Here is an 18,514-nt window from a genome sequence, read left to right as displayed (position 1 = left end):
ATGTCACGGCAAATGACGGTGGGCCAGGCTCTCGTTGGGTTTCTCGGCCACCAGTGGACAGTTGACGGCGACGTGCGCGAGCGCACCATCCCGGGAATCTTCGGCATCTTCGGTCACGGCAACGTCGCCGGACTCGGGCAGGCGATCGCGCAGGCGAACGCTCGTGAACCCGATCTGCTTCCCTACCACCAGGCGCGCAACGAGCAGGCGATGGTGCATCAGGCCGTCGGCTACGCGCGCATGCACCGGCGCCGCGGCACGTTTGCGTGCGCAGCATCGGTTGGGCCTGGTGCTGCCAACATGCTCACCGGCGCTGCTCTTGCCACGGCGAACCGGCTGCCCGCTCTGCTGTTGCCCAGCGACACGTTCGCCACACGGGTCGCCGACCCGGTGCTGCAGCAACTTGAGATGCCGCACGACACATCGGTGCAGGTGACCGACGCGTTCAAGCCGCTGTCGAAGTTCTTCGACCGCGTCGACAGGCCAGAGCAGCTCTTCTCCATCGCGCTCGCGGCGATGCGCGTGCTCACCGACCCGGCCGAAACCGGCGCCGTCACGATCGCACTTCCCGAGGACGTGCAGGCCGAGGTGCTCGACGTGCCCGACGAGTTTCTCGCTGACCGCGAATGGCACATTCGCAGACCGCTGCCCGAGCGGGGGCCCATCGAGCGCGCCGCGGCGGCGATTCGAGAGGCGAAGGCACCGATCATCGTTGCCGGGGGAGGCGTGCTCTACTCGGGAGCCGAGAATGACCTGCGCGACTTTGTCGAGCACTCGGGCATTCCCGTCGGCACGTCGCAGGCCGGTGGGGGAGTGCTGCCGTGGGACCACGCTAATTACCTCGGCGGAATCGGCTCGACCGGCACCACGGCGGCGAACCGCCTCGCGGCAGACGCCGACGTGGTGATCGGCATCGGCACGCGCTACAGCGACTTCACGACGGCGAGCCGCACCGTGTTTCAGAACCCCGATGTGACGTTCGTGAACATCAACATCACCTCGTTCGACGCCTACAAGCACGGCAGCCAGCTGCCCGTGATCGCGGATGCTGCGGAGGCTCTGCGCAGCCTGCGCGAGCTGCTCGACGACTACGCGGTGCCGTCCGAGTTCGCCGCGCGAGCGGCATCCGAAAAGCAGACATGGGATGCCTCGGTTGATGCCGCGTTCGAGCCGAGCGGCCTCGCGCTGCCCGGCCAGTCAGAGATCATCGGAGCGGTGCAGGGCGCGAGCGACCCGCGCGACGTTATCGTGCAGGCCGCCGGTTCACTTCCGGGAGACCTGCACAAGCTGTGGCGAGTGAGAGACGCCCTCGGCTACCACGTCGAGTACGCGTTCTCATGCATGGGCTACGAGATCGCGGGCGGCCTCGGCGTGCGCAGGGGAGCGGATGCCGCGGGTGAGAACGACCGCGACGTCATTGTCATGGTGGGCGACGGGTCGTACCTCATGCTTCACACCGAGCTCGTCACCGCCGTCGCCGAGGGACTCAAGATCATCGTGATCATCGTGCAGAATCACGGGTACGCGTCGATCGGGCACCTGTCGGAGACCACCGGGTCCGCCCGGTTCGGCACCCAATACCGCACCCTCGACGAGCGAGCACGCAACTTCCAGGGCGAGCAGACTCTGCCGATCGATCTCGCGGCGAATGCGCGAAGCTACGGGGTCGACGTGATCGAGGTCGAGCAGACAGCATCCGCGATTGATGACCTCTCGGAGGCGATCGCCACGGCAAAGGCGTCGGACACCTCAACCGTGATCCACATTAACAGCGATCCGCTGCTCTACGCACCGGACGGCGAGGTCTGGTGGGACGTTCCCGTCGCGCCCGTCGCCGAGCTTGAGTCCACCCGGAACGCGTACACGGACTACCAAACGCAGAAGGCGCGGCAAAGGCCGCTGCTCGGCTGACAGCATCCGCCACCACACACGAAAGAACGTCACGTCAGAGAGGACGACATTCACATGTCGAACGGAATTCGCATCGGCACCGCCCCCGACTCGTGGGGTGTGTGGTTTCCCGACGACCCGAATCAAGTGCCGTGGGAGCGGTTTTTAGACGAGGTTGTCGAAGCGGGTTACATCTGGATCGAGCTGGGGCCGTACGGGTACCTTCCCACCGATCCGAACCGGCTGCAGGACGAACTTGGAAAGCGCGGGTTGAAGCTCTCGGCCGGCACCGTGTTCACCGGTTTTCACAAGGGAGACGACCAGTGGAAGCGCGCATGGGATCAGGCGCTCGCCGTCGCAGGACTCGCGTCGAAGCTGGGGGCAGAGCACCTCGTGGTGATCCCCGACCTCTGGCGCAGTGACGCAACGGGCGAGGCACTCGAACCACGCACGCTCGACGCCGATCAGTGGGCAAAGCTCGCCGCGGCACACGATCGTCTCGGCAAGGCGCTGCTTGAGGAGTTCGGAATGAAGCAGCAGTTCCACTCGCACGCCGACAGCCACATTGGCACGTATCGCGAAGTGGAGCGCTTTCTCACTGAGACCGACGAGCACTATACGAACCTGTGCCTCGACACGGGACACTTCGCGTACTACGGGGGAGACAACCTCGCGCTCATCGACGCGTATCCGTCGCGCATCGGTTACCTTCACCTCAAGCAGGTGGACCAGACGCAACTGTTCGACGTGCTCAAGAATGACGTGTCGTTTAAAGACGCCGTGGCCGACGGCATCATGATTGAGCCGCCAAACGGTGTGCCGCCGCTCGCGCCGATCATCGAGAAGGTTGCTGCGCTCGACCCGAACATCTTCGGCATCGTGGAGCAAGACATGTACGGCTGCGCCGTCGACCACCCGCTTCCTATCGCCCAGCGCACGCGCGAGCATCTACTCTCGTCGACGTCGGCCGCCCGTCTCGACTGAGCCATACACAGACCACCCGGCTAAGGAGCACATTCATGACACAGAACGATGTTCGCGTCGCCGTCGTCGGCGCGGGAATGATGGGCGCAGATCACATCAGTCGTCTGACGCACCGCGTCAGTGGGGCCTTCGTCTCGGCGATCGTCGAACCGGATGCTGCTCGCGCCGACGCAGCGGCAGCGAAAGCGCCCGGTGCCCAGACGTTCGCGTCGCTCGAGCAAGCGATCTCGGCAGACATCGTCGACGCGGTGCTCATCGCCACTCCCGGGCAGTTTCACGAGCCGGTGATCCTGCCGGCGCTTGAGGCGAATCTGCCGATTCTGTGCGAGAAGCCGCTCACCCAGGAGCCGGAGTCGTCACGGCGCGTGCTCGAGGCGGAGCAGAAGCTCGACAAGCCCCATATTCAGGTGGGGTTCATGCGCCGCTTCGACAGAGAGTACGAACAGCTTCGTGAGCTCGTCACCTCCAACGACGCGGGCGAACTCGTGATGCTGCGATGCGTTCACCGCAACCCGAGCGTTCCTGACGCGTATCACCAGAACATGCTTATCACCGACTCCGTCGTGCACGAGTTCGACGTTGCACCCTGGCTTGCGGGCAGTGACGTCACGAGCGTCGAGGTGAAGCATCCGCGCCGCAACTCGCTCGCTCCCGAACGACTGAAGGAGCCGATCCTCGTGATCATCGAGCTCGCGAACGGTGTGCTGGTTGATGTCGAGATGAATGTGAGCATCCAGTTCGGCTACCAGGTGGCGACCGAGGCTGTGTTCGAGAAGGGCACTGCGCGCATCGGTCAGCCGAGTGGTCTTGAGCGGTGGCAAGACGGCCGGGTGTTCCAGCGTGAGCACGCCGACTTCACCACGCGATTCGCCGACGCCTACGACACTGAGGTTCAGCGCTGGGTGCGTGCGGTGCAGAACGGCACGAATGTCGACGGCCCCAACGCGTGGGACGGCTACAAGGTGGCGCTCGCGTGCGAGGCCGGGGTGACGGCACTGAACGAGGGAGGCATTGTGCAGATTCCGCACGAGGAACGCCCGGCGTTCTACGCGTGAGTGTGACCCATGGCGACATCGAAGCTCCGTCTCGGCGTCGGCCTCATCAGCGTGGGCTGGATGGGGCGCCTCCATACACGCTCGTACAAGGCGATTCCCGAACGGTATCCTGAGCTCGGCGTTCAGCCGCGATTGGCGATCGCAGCGGATGCCGTCGTCGAAGCTGCGCAGGAGGCCATCGGTCAGCTGGGCTATGAGCGCGCGACAACCGACTACCGTGAAGTGCTCGCCGACCCCGACGTCGACGTCGTCTCGATCTGTGCCCCGAACTTCCTGCACAAAGAGTTCGCGCTCGCCGCGGCCGAGGCCGGTAAGCCGTTTTGGATCGAGAAACCCATGGGGCGGTGCCTTGCCGAAAGCGCCGAGATCGCGCAGGCAGCATCCGATGCCGGTCTCGTCACGACCGTCGGCTTCAACTACCGCAATGCGCCGGCAATCGCGTACGCCCGCGACCTCATTGCGCGAGGCGAGCTCGGCACGGTTACGAACGTGCGCACGTCATTTCTCGCTGACTACTCTTCGGACCCCCAGGGTGCACTGACCTGGCGCTTTGAGCGAGATCGCGCGGGTTCTGGTGTTCTTGGCGACCTGCTGTCGCACGGCTTCGACCTTGCAACCCATCTTGTGGGCGATATCGAGGAGGTATCGGCGATGACGAGTACCCACATCACGGAGCGGGCGAAGCCGACCTCGCCGAACGCCAGCCACTTCAGCACGTCCGCTGGCGGCGAGAAGGGGCCAGTCGAGAATGAAGATGTTGCCCTCGTCATCGCCACGTTCGCGTCGGGCGCGATTGGGGCGTTCGAGTCGAGCCGCGTTGCGGTCGGCCCGCGAGCGGAGTACGTCATCGAGGTGTACGGCACCGAAGGGTCATTGCGGTGGGACTTTCAGCGACTGAATGAGTTGCAGGTCAGCCTGCGTCGAGACGCGCACTACGGGTATTCGACCTTATACATGGAGCCGGGGATGGGGGAGTTCGGGCGCTTTCAGCCCGGGGGTGGCACTGCCATGGGATTTGACGACCTCAAGACGATCGAAGCGGCAACGTTCCTTAAGTCCGTTCTCTCCGGTGAACAGTATGGCCCCTCAGTGCTGCACGGGCTTGCGGCAGCGCGCGTTGTCGATGCAGCAGAGCGCTCGGCGCATCTGGGGGAGCGAGTGAGCGTCGCGCACTCGCCTGCGGCGCGGGACGGGGTCTAAGTGCTCAGTCATACACAAGATCCAGCGCGCAGTCAGTGGTTCGAGACAGCGGGCGCTGAGGCACCATGCGAAAGCGGCGGGGTTAGCACGCGGACGCTTCGGGAGAGCGGTCACGCTCGGGTGAACTGTAACTGCGTCGCCGAACACAACATGTCCCTCGACTATCGTCAAATTGCACCGGTTGTGTTATTGTCATTACATTACAAATCCTTCGGTGCGCAGTTCACGATCTGTGAAGTCGCGTTCCGGGCAATGAAGCAAAAGGACGCACGATGACAATCACAGCAACGAGGCGATCATCACGCTCGTGGTTCACCGCGGTTGGCGCGGCAACAACCCTCGCAGTCATGTTAGCGGGCTGCTCGTCACCGGATGCCGACAGCGCACAAGCAGCTGCCGATGAGACGGCAACGGATGTCAGGACCACGGGTAATCAATACGGCACAAAGGCGCCCTACGTGCCGTTTGAAGAAATGGAAGACTACGCTCCCATACCTGACGGGTACGAGCCTGTACTCGTGGAGCACCTCGGGCGTCATGGCTCCCGGCTCCTTTCGAGCAAGAAGTATGACGACCTTCTTTACCAGCTCTGGGAGATCGCGGAGGCGTCTGACGGCTTGACCGACCTCGGTGAACAGCTCGGCGAGGATCTCGAAACGATTATCGCGGTGCACGACGAGGTCGGGTACGGCACTTTAAGTGGTCTGGGTGCGACGGAAGAGCAGGGGATCGGCCTGCGTGCTTACCAGCGAATGCAGGACCTCTTTGACGGAGCCGCCGACAGCCAAGGTTCGATCACTTTCACGAGTTCTGGGCAGGACCGCGCGACAAAGAGCGGTGACAATTTCTTCATCGGTCTCGAATCCGAGAACGGCTCGATCGAGCAGATCGTAGCGCCGCGGATCGATGATCCCGATCTTCTGTACTTCCACAAGTCGGACCCTGAGTACCTTGAGTACAAGGACAACGACGAAGATCTCAGTGACGTCCTCGATCAGATCGAGAGTGGTCCAGAGGTGGAAGAAGTGGCGCGGGACATCGTGTCACAGCTGTTCACCGAAGAATTCATCTCGCGTATTGACGATGGAGAATTCGACCTCGTCGACAACGGTAAAGGCAAGAAACACTTGACGAGTGTCGTCGACACAGCGAGCTACCTCTATGAGCTCTACGTGATTGCACCTCTGATGTCCGAAGAGGCCGATGTCGACTTCGATGCATACATCACTGAAGAGGACGCTGAAGTACTCGCCTATATTTCCGATGCCAATGACTTTTACGAGAAGGGCCCTGGCTTTGAAGGCCGCGATGTCACATATCGGATGTCGAACGTGCTTTTGGACTCCTTCTTGGACGCCATTGCGGGGATTTCAACCGGTGAGACCACACAAGTCGCCGACTTCCGATTTGCGCACGCGGAAGAAGTGATCCCCTTTGCGACATTGCTGCAGCTCCCGGGCAGCACAAAGCAGGCAGCCGAGGGCGATCCCTACACGTATGACAATAATCCGTGGCGTGGTGCACAGGTGGCGCCGATGGCCGCCAATATCCAGTGGGATGCATTTGAGAATTCGGACGGTGATGTGATCGTCCGGATGCTCTACAACGAAGCTGAGACAGCATTCGGGTTTGACTGCACGCCGATTGCTGACGGCAGCTATTTCTACGAGGCGGACGAACTGGAGAGCTGCCTAGCGCCGCTTCGGGGGTGAAACGCACGAGATATGAACTTTATCCAACCACCATAGAAACCACCTGTAACAGAATCCCAGTGGTCTGAATACCGGGCCAGTGCCACCGTGCAGCTGCCCCCAATCCGACAAGAGTTTGGAAGACGATGACGTCGCGAATTTGCAGAGGAGCAACTCGATGAGCAACGGGCTCCTTGAAAGGGAGAAGAGCGAACCTCGCCCCGAGCCGATAGGCAGAGAGCCTCAGGTCGGGGCCGGCAAACGACTTGCCTACAAGTTGAAAATTGCGCTCCGAGAGCCAACCACGATTGTTGGCGTACTCGCGGCCATACTGTTCACGTACTTGATCATCGTGCCCATCATCACGATGCTGAGCGACGCGATGATGGTCCAGTACGGCGACGAGGGCAGAGCGGACCAGAACTTCGGCGAACTCACGCTCTACTATCTCCATCGGGTGTTTGCGTCGCCGCTCTCCGTGGACGTGTTTTGGCGACCACTCGGAAACACGCTATCGATCGCTATCGGGGCGATTTTCTTCGCCCTGATCATCGGCGGGACGATGGCGTGGCTGCTCAGCCGCACGAACCTCTGGGGCCGCAAATGGTTCGCAACTGCGCTCATCGTCCCATACATGCTGCCAGCGTGGACGTTTGCACTCGCTTGGACGAACCTCTTCAAGAACCGGAAGGTTGGCGGCCAAGCTGGATGGCTTGAGGCTCTGGGATTCGAGCCGCCGGACTGGCTGTCCTATGGACAGTTCCCCATCACTGTTGTCCTGGCCCTGCACTACGCGCCCTTCGTCATTCTCCTCTTCGGAAATGCGCTGCGGCGATTTGACTCCCAGCTGGAGGACTCGGCCCGAGTGCTCGGTGCTCGCCGTTTCACCGTCACCTGGCGAGTGGTGCTTCCGCTTATGAAGCCGTCGCTTGTGTCCGCAACGATCTTGGTGTTCGCCAAATGTCTTGGGGAGTTCGGAGTCGCCTATGTTCTGGGTATGCCCGTGCAATACGAGGTGCTTGCGACATCCCTTTATCGAAATATTTCATCGCGGCAAACAGGCGTTGCCGCCGTCCTCGCCGGCGCCATCATCATCATCGGCGTGATCTCCCTTCTCATTGACGCGCGGCTTGTGAAAGAGGGAAAGAGATTTGTCACAGTAGGCTCCAAGGGGTCAATGAACCGGCTGTCGCAATTGGGGAAATGGCGCCTGCCAGCAACGGTCGCAGCAAGTCTGGTGTTCGGCGTAAGCGTTGTTCTCCCTCTTGGCACCTTGTTCCTCTCGACGGTCATGCGGTTCCCCGGGGTCTTCGAAGCGAGTAACTTCACCCTGGATTTCTGGATCGGGCAGAATCTCGACACCGTAGCTCTCAGACAGGGAATACTGTTCACGCCAGAGTTCTGGGCAGCGGCCTGGAACACGTTGTGGATCGTCGGACTTGCCGCAATCACGTCGGGGATTTTGGGACTTCTGGTTGGCTACGTCGTCGTCCGCACTCCGGTGAAGTTCGTCGGCTCATTCTTGAGGCAAGTCACGTTCTTCCCCTACCTCGTTCCTGGCATTGCGTTCGCCGTGGCATATCTTTCACTGTTCGCGGTGCAGCGAGGCCCGGTCCCCGCACTGTATGGCACGGCCGCGATCCTTGTGCTGGCGTTTATCGCTGAGCAGATGCCCTACGCCTCTCGCGCCGGAATCTCGGCGATGATGCAGCTCGGCAAGGATCCAGAAGAGGCGGCGCAAGTTGCGGGCGCTGGGTGGTGGAAGCGCATGACGAAAGTCGTCATACCAATTCAGAAGGGGTCATTGACCACAGGGGTTCTGCTCCCGTTCATCTCGGGCGTCAAAGGACTGAGCCTCGTCGTGATCCTTGCGGTTCCAGGCACAAACGTTCTGACCACGTATTCACTTCAATTGGTGGATTACGGATATGACCAGGCCGCAAACGCAGCGGTACTCATGGTCGCAGCGATTGCATTCTTCGGAACGCTCCTCGGGCAGAAATTGACAAAAAGCAACTTGGCAGAAGGACTAGGTGGCTAGAAATGCCAAACATTACTTTGAGCAATATCCAGAAAAACTACGGCGGGGGCTCCCCGAACGCCGTCGAGAACCTGAATCTGGAGATCGGCGACGGAGAGTTCATGTGTCTTCTTGGGCCGTCGGGATGCGGCAAAACGACGACACTGCGAATGATCAGTGGGCTCGAGCATCCCACAGGAGGCAAGATCACAATCGGGAATCGCGTCGTCGACTCCGTCACGGATGGCGTGTTCGTCCCGCCGGAAAAGCGAGAACTCGGACTGGTCTTCCAGAGCTACGCGCTCTGGCCACATCTCACTATTGAGAACAACGTCGACTTCGGGCTCCGCTTGCGAAAGATTCCACGGGCCGAGCGTGAATCACGGACCACAGAAGTCATGGAAAAGATGGGGATTGCGAAGTACCGCAAACGGTACCCTTCCGAGCTTTCGGGTGGTCAGCAGCAGCGTGTTGCGCTCGCTCGCATGCTTGCTGTGAACCCGGGTGTTCTGCTTCTCGATGAACCGCTGTCGAACCTCGATGCACGGCTCCGTCTGGAAATGCGTGCTGAGCTGAAGCGCATCCATGAGGAATTCAACACCACAATCGTCTTCGTGACGCACGACCAGTGGGAAGCCATGACGCTGGCTACAAAGATCGGCGTCATGAGTGACGGTGAATTGCAGCAGCTCGGGACGCCGGACGAGATCTACGGAGCTCCGGCGAACCGGTTTGTCGCAGAATTTGTGGGAAGTCCTCCTATCAACATCATTCAATTGGCCGACGATGAGACCGGTGGGCTGTCTCTGTGGGCGATGCAGTTTCTGTCCCATCGATACGCGAAGATCGAGTCGCTCGGATCGCTCGGGATCCGTCCAGAAACAGTTCACGTTGCCGTGCATGAAATCGACGTTCCCGACGCTGCCTTCAAGGCTCGTTCGCGAGTTACCGGGGTTCTTCCTACGGGAGGAAGCTGGATTATCGAGCTTGAGGTTGCCGAGCGCAAGATCTTCTCCGTTACGAGTGAACTCCCCAGCGTCAAAGCGGGAGAAGAGGTCTATTTTTGGGTGCGCCCCGAAGACCTGCACCTGTTCGACGTCGACGGAAATCGCGCGCCCCAGGCTGAACTCGTGCTCTCCGAGGTGGGACTCGTCAAATGACGCAAAATCGTAGCTTTTTGCAAAAGAGGGTGAGCAAAGGCGTGGCGGGGATCGCGCTGGCCGCGGCCTCGCTGCTTGCGCTCGTCGCGTGCTCACCGTCGTCGGCACCGTCGGATACCGTCGACGGGGATGACCTCGGCATATCCGATGCGGATTACAGCCTCGACAAGCTCGTGGAAGCGGCGAAAGACGAAGGGCCAATCGTCGTTCTTGACACGACAGGCAAAATCGTGGATATCGCTAAGACGTTCACAGAGAAATACGGTATCGAAGCCACAGGCGTCAAGATGAAAGCCGGAGAGCAAGCCGAGGTCATCATTCGCGAAGGCGCAGCGGGAAACGTCAAGAACGACGTCATCCTCATGCCCGACACACAAACGGCGGTCGCCGACATGATGCCCCGCGGATACGTGACCTCCTGGTTTCCCCCAGATATGGCTTCCGTCGTACCGGAAAAGTTTCAGGATCCCGCGATCGTCACGCAGGAGACGAACGTGTGGGCATACAACACCGAGGTCTATGGCGACACCTGCCCTGTCGACAACATCTGGCAACTCACTGAGGATCAATGGAAGGGACGCATCAGCTTCCAGGATCCGCTCTTGAAATCTGACTACCCCTATTGGTTCAACCAAATGCAGAATCAAGGGGATGACCTCGTCGCCGATGCCTATGAGGATGAGTTTGGCGAGGAGCTGACTACCGATGAGGACAGCGCCACTGCCGAGTGGGTGAAGCGGTTAGCGTCAAATGACGTCGTCGTGACAAATTCGGATGATGATGCCGCCCAGGCTGTGGGTGCTCCCGGGCAGGACGAGCCCTTCATGGGATTTATCAGCACGGCGAAATTCCGTGAGAACGAATCAAGCGGATACAAGCTGGGGATTTGCGATGGTCTCGAGCCGTGGGCTGGGCGTGCGTACACGAAGACGGCGCTCATCGCGGCTGGCACCGCAAGTCCCAACGCGGCAAAGCTCTTCGTACACTTCATGTTCACCGACGAAGGCGTGGGCCCTCAGGTAGCCGATGGCAAGAAGTCCACCAACTCCACGATCGGCTTTCCCGCCGACGAGCCGAGTGATCTCGAATCTGTGTGGGATCAGATTCTCGTGTTCGATTCCGAGACTGCGGAGGAGGACTTCAATGCTCTGCAGGACTGGCAAGACTTCTGGCGTACCCACGTCAGAGATTAAAGCGCACATGTGCGCGAACCCCATGCACCAACAAGACCGGAGGAAGGAACAATGAAGTTCTCCACTAAGGCGTTCCGGGCGCAATCTGTGTGCCTGATCGCTATGACAGCATCCCTCGCACTGGGCGTCAGCGCGTGTACGCCCTCATCGGCACAATCTGAGGGACAGGACGATGCAGCGGAAGCTGTGCAGCTTGGTATTTCAGACGATGACTACTCGCTGGACAAATTGATCGAAGCGGCGAAGAAGGAGGGGCCGCTGACCGTCTCTGACAGCACAGGGAAGATCAAGGATATCGCGAAGAACTTTACGAGCGAGTACGGGATCGAGACGACCGGCGTCAAGATGAAAGCCGGCGACGCTCAAGAAGTCGCCATCCGTGAGTCTGAAGCAAGCAACATCAAAACTGATGTATTCATTCTCAGCGATGCTCCGGCAGCTCAAAGTGCGCTGATCGAGCGTGGGATCACATCGACATGGACGCCTCCAGATCTGGCAGACACGATTCCCCCTGAATACCAAGACCCTCAGGTCATTACGACTGACGTTCTCGCGTGGGGATACAACACCGACATCTATGGTGATGAGTGCCCGATCGACAACCTGTGGGCATTGACGGATGAGGAGTGGAAGAGCCACGTCGTTATGGAAGATCCGACGATCAAGGCTGCCATTCTCTATTGGGTCAACCAGATGGCGGAGCACGATGACGATGCCATGGCTGAAGCTTACGAAGATTACTTCGGCGACGCTCTCTCTACAGGCGAAGACTCGGCATCTGCGGAATGGCTGAAGCGATTGGCGCTCAACAAGCCTCTCCTCGTCAAGAGCGGTGGCGACTCTGCTGAGTCGGCAGGTGCTCCCGGGCAAACCGAGGCCTTTATGGGGTTGATGAGTACGGCCAAGTTCCGTGAAAACGAAGACAGCGGATACAAACTGGGCCTCTGCAAGCACATAGCTCCTTACTCCGCAATCGGGTATACGAAGGTTGGGCTCATCGCTAATGGCACTAAGAGCCCAAACGCAGCCAAGCTCTTCCTGCACTATATGTTGACCGAAGACGGAATCATGCCGCAGGTTGAAGACGGCAAGTTCTCGTCGAACCCTGACGTTCCGAGCGATCCGTCAGAGCCGTCTGGAATTGCGGACATTTGGGACGAGGTCTATCTCCCCGATCGGGCCACTCTGGACAATGACTTCAACGCACTTCCCGAGTGGATCGACTTCTGGACAATCAACAACCACAAGTAGTTCATTCCAACGGCCTCAGGCTCCGATGCGTCGGTGCGATTCGAAAGGACATGTCATTAACTCGATGAATGGAAAGATTGATGAGTCGCGCCACCTGAGGTCCCTGGCGGAACGAGCGGCGCGCAGCGTTGGTGACCAACTGCGCGCCGCTTTCCGAAGCCCCATGGACAAGGACTTCAAACGTGATGCGCACGATATTGTGACTCTCCACGACAAGGCGGCAGAGGAAAAAATTGTCAAGGTTCTGCTCGCCGACTGTCCAGATTCTGTGATTGTCGGTGAGGAAGGCGGGACTCGAGGTGCCGGCCGTGTGGAATGGCACATTGACCCGATTGATGGGACATCCAATTTTGCGCGTGGAATCGCGCTCTGGTGCGTCTCGATAGCTGCCGTCGTTGAGAACACGACCATCGCGGGCGTTGTCTTCGATCCTGTTTCGGGCAATCTCTTTCACGCGGACCTCACAGGTGCGTGGCTCGGCGACGATCCGATTCATGTGCATGCCGCAGGCGACGAGATGCGAGCAACGATCGTCTCGAGCTTCCCAAATGCAAAGGACACGTGGCTGTTCGGCTCAACAGCGTTTGACGCTCAGGCGCGTCTGATCGAGGCATTCCAGGCAGTGAGGAACTTGGGCAGCGGTGCGTTGAACCTCGCGCACGTTGCGGCAGGCTGGGCCGATGCCACGATGGGCTTCTACACGAACTCCTGGGATATCGCAGCCGGGGGATTCATCCTGCAGCAGGCAGGAGGCAAGTTCTACGCCTTGGAGAGAGGGCTGCCCGTAGAACCGTATTTCAGCGCCCCGGACTATTACGCCATCGGGGGCGACGTGACGTACAAGACACTCAGCGGCGTGATGCAGGAGTGGTCAGCGCAATACGTACCTGCGGACATGAAGACGCAAGCATGACCTTCCCGTGGTATGGCGCAGCCTGCGTCGCCCGGGGATTCTAAAGAGCCGTTGTTTCGGACAGAGAACGGAAGAATGACTAATAAGGAGAAAGACATGAGCGGGCTAATCAGGCCACAGGCACTTCTGGTTGATTTCGGCGGTGTCATTGTGGAAACCCGTAATCGACCCAATTGGCAGCGGCGAATGGCGGAGCACGTTCTAGATGAGTTTTCCAGTGCAGGCGTTAGCCTCAACGGACTGACACTGGAGGATATCGAGCGCGACATTCGAGCTGGCGGAAAGGCCGACTCGAAGTGGAAAGACGCCATGTCTCGGCCATTTGCACCGACCGAGCTGCGATACGAACAGTTCTGGGTCGACTTTGTCGCCGGTGATTGGCCTGCCCCCCCGCGTGACTTTGTCGGGAGAAATGCACGTGAGCTGTGTCGAGTGATGGGAGAGATCAAGCAAGAGCGAAAAACGCGTGAAGGGTTTATCGAAGTGCTTGATGCTGCCGAGGGCTCGGGAATCCCGGTCGTGATCGTGAGTAACACGCTTATGGGAGTTGTGCACCGTGACTATCTTGACCAGGTCGGTCTCACGGAGCGGTTCGCAGAGCAGATCTACAGCGACGAGGTCCGGGTTCGGAAGCCCAACCCAGAGATGATTCACCGAGGTGCCCAAGCGGTTGCCTTGACGGCGGAGCAGTGCTGGTATGTCGGGGACAACTTTGACCGTGACGTCCTGTGTGGCGCTCGCGCTCGCGTCGGGGGCAATATTCTGATGGAGGCGCGCAGCACGTACGATCTTCCCTACGATCTCCCGGTGACTGCCGATGCAATCGTCGCTGACCCATGGGGGTTGCTTGACCTCCTCGAAAAAGCAACGAACCGCGAGGTCGCATGAACACCGAGGCTACGCAGGCACCCAGGACTCGTCCGACACCTGAGCAGAGAGGCGAATCGCAACGACTTCGAGGCGTCGCGGAAGGGGCGGCGCGCGCCGTCCAAGAGCAACTGAGAGCGGCCTTTCGCACGTCGATGTCAATTGGGCACAAGCGTGACGCCCGGGACGTCGTGACCGAACACGACAAGCGCGCGGAAGCGACCATCTCGACCTACATCTTCGAACACGTACCTGACTCGCGCCTCCTCGGAGAAGAAGGTGGTTCTGTGGGGGAGGGGAGAGTGTCGTGGTTCGTCGATCCGATTGATGGGACGAGCAATTTCGTCGATGGGATTGCATTCTGGTGTATCTCCGTCGCTGCAGCGATTGATGGTGAGGTTGTCGCCGGCGCAATCCTCGACCCGATGGCTGACGACCTTTTTTCCGCTGATCTGGACGGAGCATGGCTGAATGGTGAAACGCTGCATTCCGTCGGAGCGCCGACTGAAGGCGAGGCCACTCTCATCACCGGATACCCCAACGCCCGGCAGCTCGAGGCTCATGGCGCGCCTGCGCTTGGCGACTTCGCACAGCTCGTGCTCGCCTTCAGAGCACTTCGTCGCCCGGGAAGTGCTGCACTCACGCTCGCGCACGTCGCGGCAGGCTGGGCGGATGCCGCAGCTGGATTCAACGTGAACCCGTGGGACATATGCGCTGCTGATCTCATCGTTCGCCAGGCCGGAGGAACCTACGTTCCTCTGCCCGTCGGGCAGAGCGAGAGGCTCGACGCCCGCTATCTCCATAAAGGCTATGTGGCCACCGCTGGAGATGGCAGGTACCCGAAGCTGATGGCGATTGCGCGTGACATCGCCGCTCGCGGATAGAGAACTGGCTGAATCCCCAGGAGACGTGCTTTGTCTCCTGGGGAATTCTCGTTGCTGGAGATGTGGAACAATAGCTGCCCTCGGGCGGCCGCCAGAGACGGAGCTGACCACTCGTCGCAGAAAGCCTGATGTGTGGTCTCGGGCATGGCTCATTGAACAAACCGCTTGCTGTGGAACGCTGATGTCCTCCATGCGCCAGCATCATTACATCTCCGGTATGGCGTCGGCGAGTGCAAGGCGCTAGAACTCTCGACGTCACGGGAGCATTTGCTGCGGCGGACGCGGTTACTGACAGGAGCCCGCACATGAAACGAGTCTGGCACCCGTCTTGACGGGTGCCAGACTCGACGTCAGAGACGAGAGTGCGTCAGTGTGAGTTGATTGTCCACAGGTCCTGCCACTCCGGAAGCGAATCGAAGTCGTCTGCGGCTGTCGAAGGGTCCGGGGCGAAGACTGCGTCTTGAAAATCGGCGACTCCTGACGGTTCGTCAGGGGAGGGAGCTACTGTCGAGTTCGTCGAGAATTTGCCATCGACGAGTTGCGGCTCGATGCCCTCTTGAGTCAGGAGGTAGTGGACGAAGAGTTTGGCAGCGTTCGGGCTTGCGGTTCCATTAGCGATGACGGCGACTTTCGTGTACGAGCGTCCAAGCCATGGTGAGATGCCTTCACAAAGACCCAAGTGAAACCCGGAATCAACGTTAGTCCGGTACTCTGCGGTGCTCACCATCCCGACGGGAGGATCGCTTTGGCCGGATGCGCCAATTGTCTCGGCAACATCGCCACCTGACTTCTTGATGATTGGCTGGTTCGCGGCGAGAGCCTTAAGCCACTGCTCGGCGGCGCTTTCGTCGGAGGTGTCCAGCGCTTTGCCAAAGAACTCCTCATACGCTGATGCCAGTTGGTCGTCTGCGTGTGCCTGCATCTGGTTGACCCAGTAGAGAAAGTCAGACCGTAGCAGTGGGTCGGACAGAGCGACTTTGCCGTGCCAGTCATCCGTGGTCAGCGCCCAGACGTTGTCAATCGGACACGTGTCCCCGTACTCCTCCGTGTTATAACTCCACGCGTCGACTTCGGTTGAGACCGAGACGGGATTTTGGAACTCTTCAGGAACGACGTCCGCGAGGTCGGGCGGAAACCAGCTCGTGGCCATTCCTTCGGGCAGTATCTGAGCACTCACCGTAGGAGCGTCCGTCATGAAAAAGACATCGCTCTTGACATTCCCGCCTTGGGCTTCGCGAATCAGGATTTCCTGTTGCTCATTTGCTTTGGCCTTCACGCCGGTCGCTTTGATGCCGTACTTTTCCGAAAAGTTTTTGGCGGTGTCAACGATCTTTCCCGTCACATCGTAGACAGTGATCGGGCCTTCCTCTTTCGCCGCATCAATGAGTGAATCCAGCGAATAGTCTTCGTCGGAGATACCCAGGTCCGCCGATTCGGACGCACTGGGAGTCGATGACGGGGAACAAGCAACAAGCATGAATGATGCTGCTACGAGCATCGGTAGCGCGGCCTTACGCCTGTGTCGCAAAATCGTACGTGAATGTGCACTTAGCATTGCTGCGCTCCCTTATTAGAGTTCTGCTCCGGGCCGGATGACCATGAAATCAGTATTGAAGATTGTCCTCATTAAAACTCGTCCTCTTCGTTCCCTTCTTCCTCGTCGGGCCACCAGCGAGCAGAGCTGACTTTTGGATCCAACGTCATTCTGCTCACTGCCCTTTCGAGGGGCGACGCATCAGGATCGGTGGAATGGATCTCTGCGAGGAGCGCAACGGAGTTCCCCTGCTTGTTGTGCGACGCAGTGACCGACTTCAGCCGATACTCTGGCCGGCTGAGAGTCTGCAACAGCAACGCACGAACACGGGGTTCGGCCTTATCGCTTGTCATGACTTCGAACGCGAAATCTGCTCCCAACGGCGACGCAGTCGGGAGAGGGAGTCGACCAGTCTTGCGGTTCACCGCGCGGCCAAGAGGGCGCAGCAGCGTGTTGGCCGCGACAATGACGGCGGTCCCGATCAGGGTGATGACGTACATGCCGGTTCCAGCAAGACAGCCTATAGCTGCGGAACACCAGAGTGTTGCGGCCGTATTCAGCCCGCGGATGTTGAGTCCTTCGCGAATCATTACACCGGCGCCGAGGAACCCGATTCCGGAAACCACCTGCGCGGCCACACGGGTAGGATCTGCGCTGCCATCTGGTGTGAACCCGTAAGCCCCCATCACAACGAACAGTGCGGCGCCAACAGAAACGAGTGCGTTGGTGCGAAGCCCGGCAAGCCCCGCACGCCACTGACGTTCCAGCCCGACGCACGCTCCCATCGCGAGGCTGAAGGCTATGCGAATTCCCACCTCCAGCTCCGTGGGGGGCATTAGCGGAAGTAACGCCTCATGTACGATTAAATGTAAGGACATATAATCAAGAGTATCGGATGCTGACTACTGAGTTCAACGATTAAGCACAATGTCTTTACATGCGATGCGGAATGAGCGTCGATGTTTACTTGGAACGAGAGGGTGACATGAGTCGGGAAACATCTCTTCAGCCGACGGACGGTGTTCAGGAATCGAGCCAAAAAGTCTTCTTCGTTGTCGTCGGGGATGTTCATGGGCGGTGGGAAGAGCTCGCCGGTGAGCTGGATCTGGTGCGAGCATTTCTTCCGAGCGGACAGCGAGTTGAGGCGATTCTTCAAGTCGGAGACGCTGAAGCGACGAGAGACGTGGCTGAACTCCAAGAGGTGTTTGCCAAGCCGGAAAGGCATCGTCTGAGTGATTTTCATCTTGCGGTCGAAGGGCAGATCCAGTTCGGCGCTCCCCTGTACTTCATTGGCGGAAACCACGAACCATGGGCGACACTCGACCGCAACAAAGGTGTCAGCCGCGGTGGTGCCCCGTTGGCGCCGGACGTGTACTTTCTGGGCCGAAGCGGATCAGTCACTATCGCTGATGTTCACATTGCGTTCCTCTCGGGAATCAGAAGGCCCGGTCGCGCGCTGGAAAGTGCAGTTGATCGGACGAGCTGCAACTCCATCAAGGAAAATAACTACTACTGCGCCGAGGAACTTCGTGCCGTGCGGGAACTGCAATCGGTGGATATCCTGCTGACACATGAATGGCCAAGCGGCAGCGGGTTTGTCCACAAACGGGATCTTGTTGGGGATGAGAACGTTCGTGAGCTGCTGACGCGTCTGAGGCCGAGTGCGAGCTTTCATGGCCACTATCACCGTGCCGACCAGTTCTGCATCGACGGTGTCTCGGTCTTTGTTCGCGGACGTTATGGGCAGGGCATTCCGGAGTGGGTTGCGTTGTTTGAGTTCGACCGTGAGACGCGGTCGATCACGCAACTTCAGCACCTTGAGTCAGAGACAGAAGCTTCGCGGTGACAAATCGCGTGAGGATTGGAGTCTGA

Annotated in this window: 15 protein-coding genes; 13 read left to right on the top strand and 2 right to left on the bottom strand. The window is 59.5% G+C overall.

The genetic code is table 11. The features are described 5' to 3' along the window. The 12 genes from iolD (at window position 1) to HCR76_RS17240 (ending at window position 15,108) form a co-directional block, all read left to right on the top strand. Window positions 1–1,911 carry a 3D-(3,5/4)-trihydroxycyclohexane-1,2-dione acylhydrolase (decyclizing) gene (iolD, locus tag HCR76_RS17295; protein ID WP_244971436.1) on the top strand — a complete coding sequence of 637 codons (1,911 nt, stop codon included), beginning with the start codon at window positions 1–3 and terminating at the stop codon, window positions 1,909–1,911. Between the two features lie 54 nt (window positions 1,912–1,965). Further along, a complete protein-coding gene (locus HCR76_RS17290; RefSeq protein ID WP_166986289.1) occupies window positions 1,966–2,874 on the top strand; it encodes a sugar phosphate isomerase/epimerase family protein in 909 nt (302 codons plus the stop codon). A 35-nt stretch (window positions 2,875–2,909) separates the two neighbouring features. Beyond that, window positions 2,910–3,929 (top strand): Gfo/Idh/MocA family protein, encoded by a 1,020-nt coding sequence (locus tag HCR76_RS17285; RefSeq protein WP_166986292.1) that lies wholly within the window; start codon window positions 2,910–2,912, stop codon window positions 3,927–3,929. Window positions 3,930–3,938: 9 nt separating this feature from the next. Beyond that, window positions 3,939–5,129 carry a Gfo/Idh/MocA family protein gene (locus HCR76_RS17280; protein WP_166986295.1) on the top strand — a complete coding sequence of 397 codons (1,191 nt, stop codon included), beginning with the start codon at window positions 3,939–3,941 and terminating at the stop codon, window positions 5,127–5,129. A gap of 272 nt (window positions 5,130–5,401) precedes the next feature. Then, complete coding sequence (locus HCR76_RS17275) at window positions 5,402–6,841, top strand: histidine-type phosphatase (protein ID WP_166986298.1); 1,440 nt, start codon at window positions 5,402–5,404, stop codon at window positions 6,839–6,841. 157 nt (window positions 6,842–6,998) lie between these two features. Next, complete coding sequence (locus tag HCR76_RS17270; protein WP_166986301.1) at window positions 6,999–8,861, top strand: ABC transporter permease; 1,863 nt, start codon at window positions 6,999–7,001, stop codon at window positions 8,859–8,861. Between the two features lie 2 nt (window positions 8,862–8,863). Then, a complete protein-coding gene (locus tag HCR76_RS17265) occupies window positions 8,864–10,000 on the top strand; it encodes an ABC transporter ATP-binding protein (RefSeq protein WP_166986304.1) in 1,137 nt (378 codons plus the stop codon). A gap of 29 nt (window positions 10,001–10,029) precedes the next feature. After that, a complete protein-coding gene (locus HCR76_RS17260; RefSeq protein ID WP_166986306.1) occupies window positions 10,030–11,193 on the top strand; it encodes an ABC transporter substrate-binding protein in 1,164 nt (387 codons plus the stop codon). 51 nt (window positions 11,194–11,244) lie between these two features. Then, window positions 11,245–12,444: an ABC transporter substrate-binding protein gene (locus tag HCR76_RS17255; protein WP_166986309.1), complete on the top strand. Its 1,200-nt coding sequence runs from the start codon at window positions 11,245–11,247 to the stop codon at window positions 12,442–12,444. Window positions 12,445–12,508: 64 nt separating this feature from the next. Next, complete coding sequence (locus HCR76_RS17250) at window positions 12,509–13,357, top strand: inositol monophosphatase family protein (protein WP_166986312.1); 849 nt, start codon at window positions 12,509–12,511, stop codon at window positions 13,355–13,357. A gap of 96 nt (window positions 13,358–13,453) precedes the next feature. Next, window positions 13,454–14,245: an HAD family hydrolase gene (locus tag HCR76_RS17245; RefSeq protein ID WP_166986315.1), complete on the top strand. Its 792-nt coding sequence runs from the start codon at window positions 13,454–13,456 to the stop codon at window positions 14,243–14,245. Beyond that, a complete protein-coding gene (locus HCR76_RS17240; RefSeq protein WP_166986318.1) occupies window positions 14,242–15,108 on the top strand; it encodes an inositol monophosphatase family protein in 867 nt (288 codons plus the stop codon). Before HCR76_RS17245 ends, HCR76_RS17240 begins: the two co-directional genes overlap by 4 nt. A gap of 367 nt (window positions 15,109–15,475) precedes the next feature. On the opposite strand, the gene HCR76_RS17235 is transcribed toward HCR76_RS17240, so the two are convergent. Continuing rightward, window positions 15,476–16,663 carry an ABC transporter substrate-binding protein gene (locus HCR76_RS17235; RefSeq protein ID WP_166986321.1) on the bottom strand — a complete coding sequence of 396 codons (1,188 nt, stop codon included), beginning with the start codon at window positions 16,661–16,663 and terminating at the stop codon, window positions 15,476–15,478. 71 nt (window positions 16,664–16,734) lie between these two features. Continuing rightward, entirely contained in the window at window positions 16,735–17,457 is a 723-nt protein-coding gene (locus HCR76_RS17230; protein ID WP_235934546.1) for an MgtC/SapB family protein, read from the bottom strand. Between the two features lie 122 nt (window positions 17,458–17,579). Here HCR76_RS17230 and HCR76_RS17225 point away from each other — a divergent pair, with 122 nt between their 5' ends. Beyond that, on the top strand, window positions 17,580–18,488 hold the full coding sequence (locus HCR76_RS17225) for a metallophosphoesterase family protein (RefSeq protein WP_342357107.1): 909 nt from the start codon (window positions 17,580–17,582) through the stop codon (window positions 18,486–18,488). Window positions 18,489–18,514 lie beyond the last annotated feature (26 nt).

The organism is Paramicrobacterium chengjingii (assembly GCF_011751765.2).
Lineage (GTDB): Bacteria > Actinomycetota > Actinomycetes > Actinomycetales > Microbacteriaceae > Paramicrobacterium > Paramicrobacterium chengjingii.
This window is presented reverse-complemented; position numbering and strand designations above follow the sequence as displayed.

What these genes read in the sequence shown, in the direction of transcription:
- HCR76_RS17290 (WP_166986289.1), top strand. Translation starts at nt 1,966, where the DNA reads ATGTCGAACGGAATTCGCATCGGCACCGCCCCCGACTCGTGGGGTGTG.
- iolD (WP_244971436.1), top strand. Translation starts at nt 1, where the DNA reads ATGTCACGGCAAATGACGGTGGGCCAGGCTCTCGTTGGGTTTCTCGGC.
- HCR76_RS17235 (WP_166986321.1), bottom strand. Translation starts at nt 16,663, where the DNA reads ATGCTAAGTGCACATTCACGTACGATTTTGCGACACAGGCGTAAGGCC.
- HCR76_RS17280 (WP_166986295.1), top strand. Translation starts at nt 3,939, where the DNA reads ATGGCGACATCGAAGCTCCGTCTCGGCGTCGGCCTCATCAGCGTGGGC.
- HCR76_RS17275 (WP_166986298.1), top strand. Translation starts at nt 5,402, where the DNA reads ATGACAATCACAGCAACGAGGCGATCATCACGCTCGTGGTTCACCGCG.
- HCR76_RS17270 (WP_166986301.1), top strand. Translation starts at nt 6,999, where the DNA reads ATGAGCAACGGGCTCCTTGAAAGGGAGAAGAGCGAACCTCGCCCCGAG.
- HCR76_RS17265 (WP_166986304.1), top strand. Translation starts at nt 8,864, where the DNA reads ATGCCAAACATTACTTTGAGCAATATCCAGAAAAACTACGGCGGGGGC.
- HCR76_RS17245 (WP_166986315.1), top strand. Translation starts at nt 13,454, where the DNA reads ATGAGCGGGCTAATCAGGCCACAGGCACTTCTGGTTGATTTCGGCGGT.
- HCR76_RS17225 (WP_342357107.1), top strand. Translation starts at nt 17,580, where the DNA reads ATGCGATGCGGAATGAGCGTCGATGTTTACTTGGAACGAGAGGGTGAC.
- HCR76_RS17255 (WP_166986309.1), top strand. Translation starts at nt 11,245, where the DNA reads ATGAAGTTCTCCACTAAGGCGTTCCGGGCGCAATCTGTGTGCCTGATC.
- HCR76_RS17240 (WP_166986318.1), top strand. Translation starts at nt 14,242, where the DNA reads ATGAACACCGAGGCTACGCAGGCACCCAGGACTCGTCCGACACCTGAG.
- HCR76_RS17250 (WP_166986312.1), top strand. Translation starts at nt 12,509, where the DNA reads ATGAATGGAAAGATTGATGAGTCGCGCCACCTGAGGTCCCTGGCGGAA.
- HCR76_RS17285 (WP_166986292.1), top strand. Translation starts at nt 2,910, where the DNA reads ATGACACAGAACGATGTTCGCGTCGCCGTCGTCGGCGCGGGAATGATG.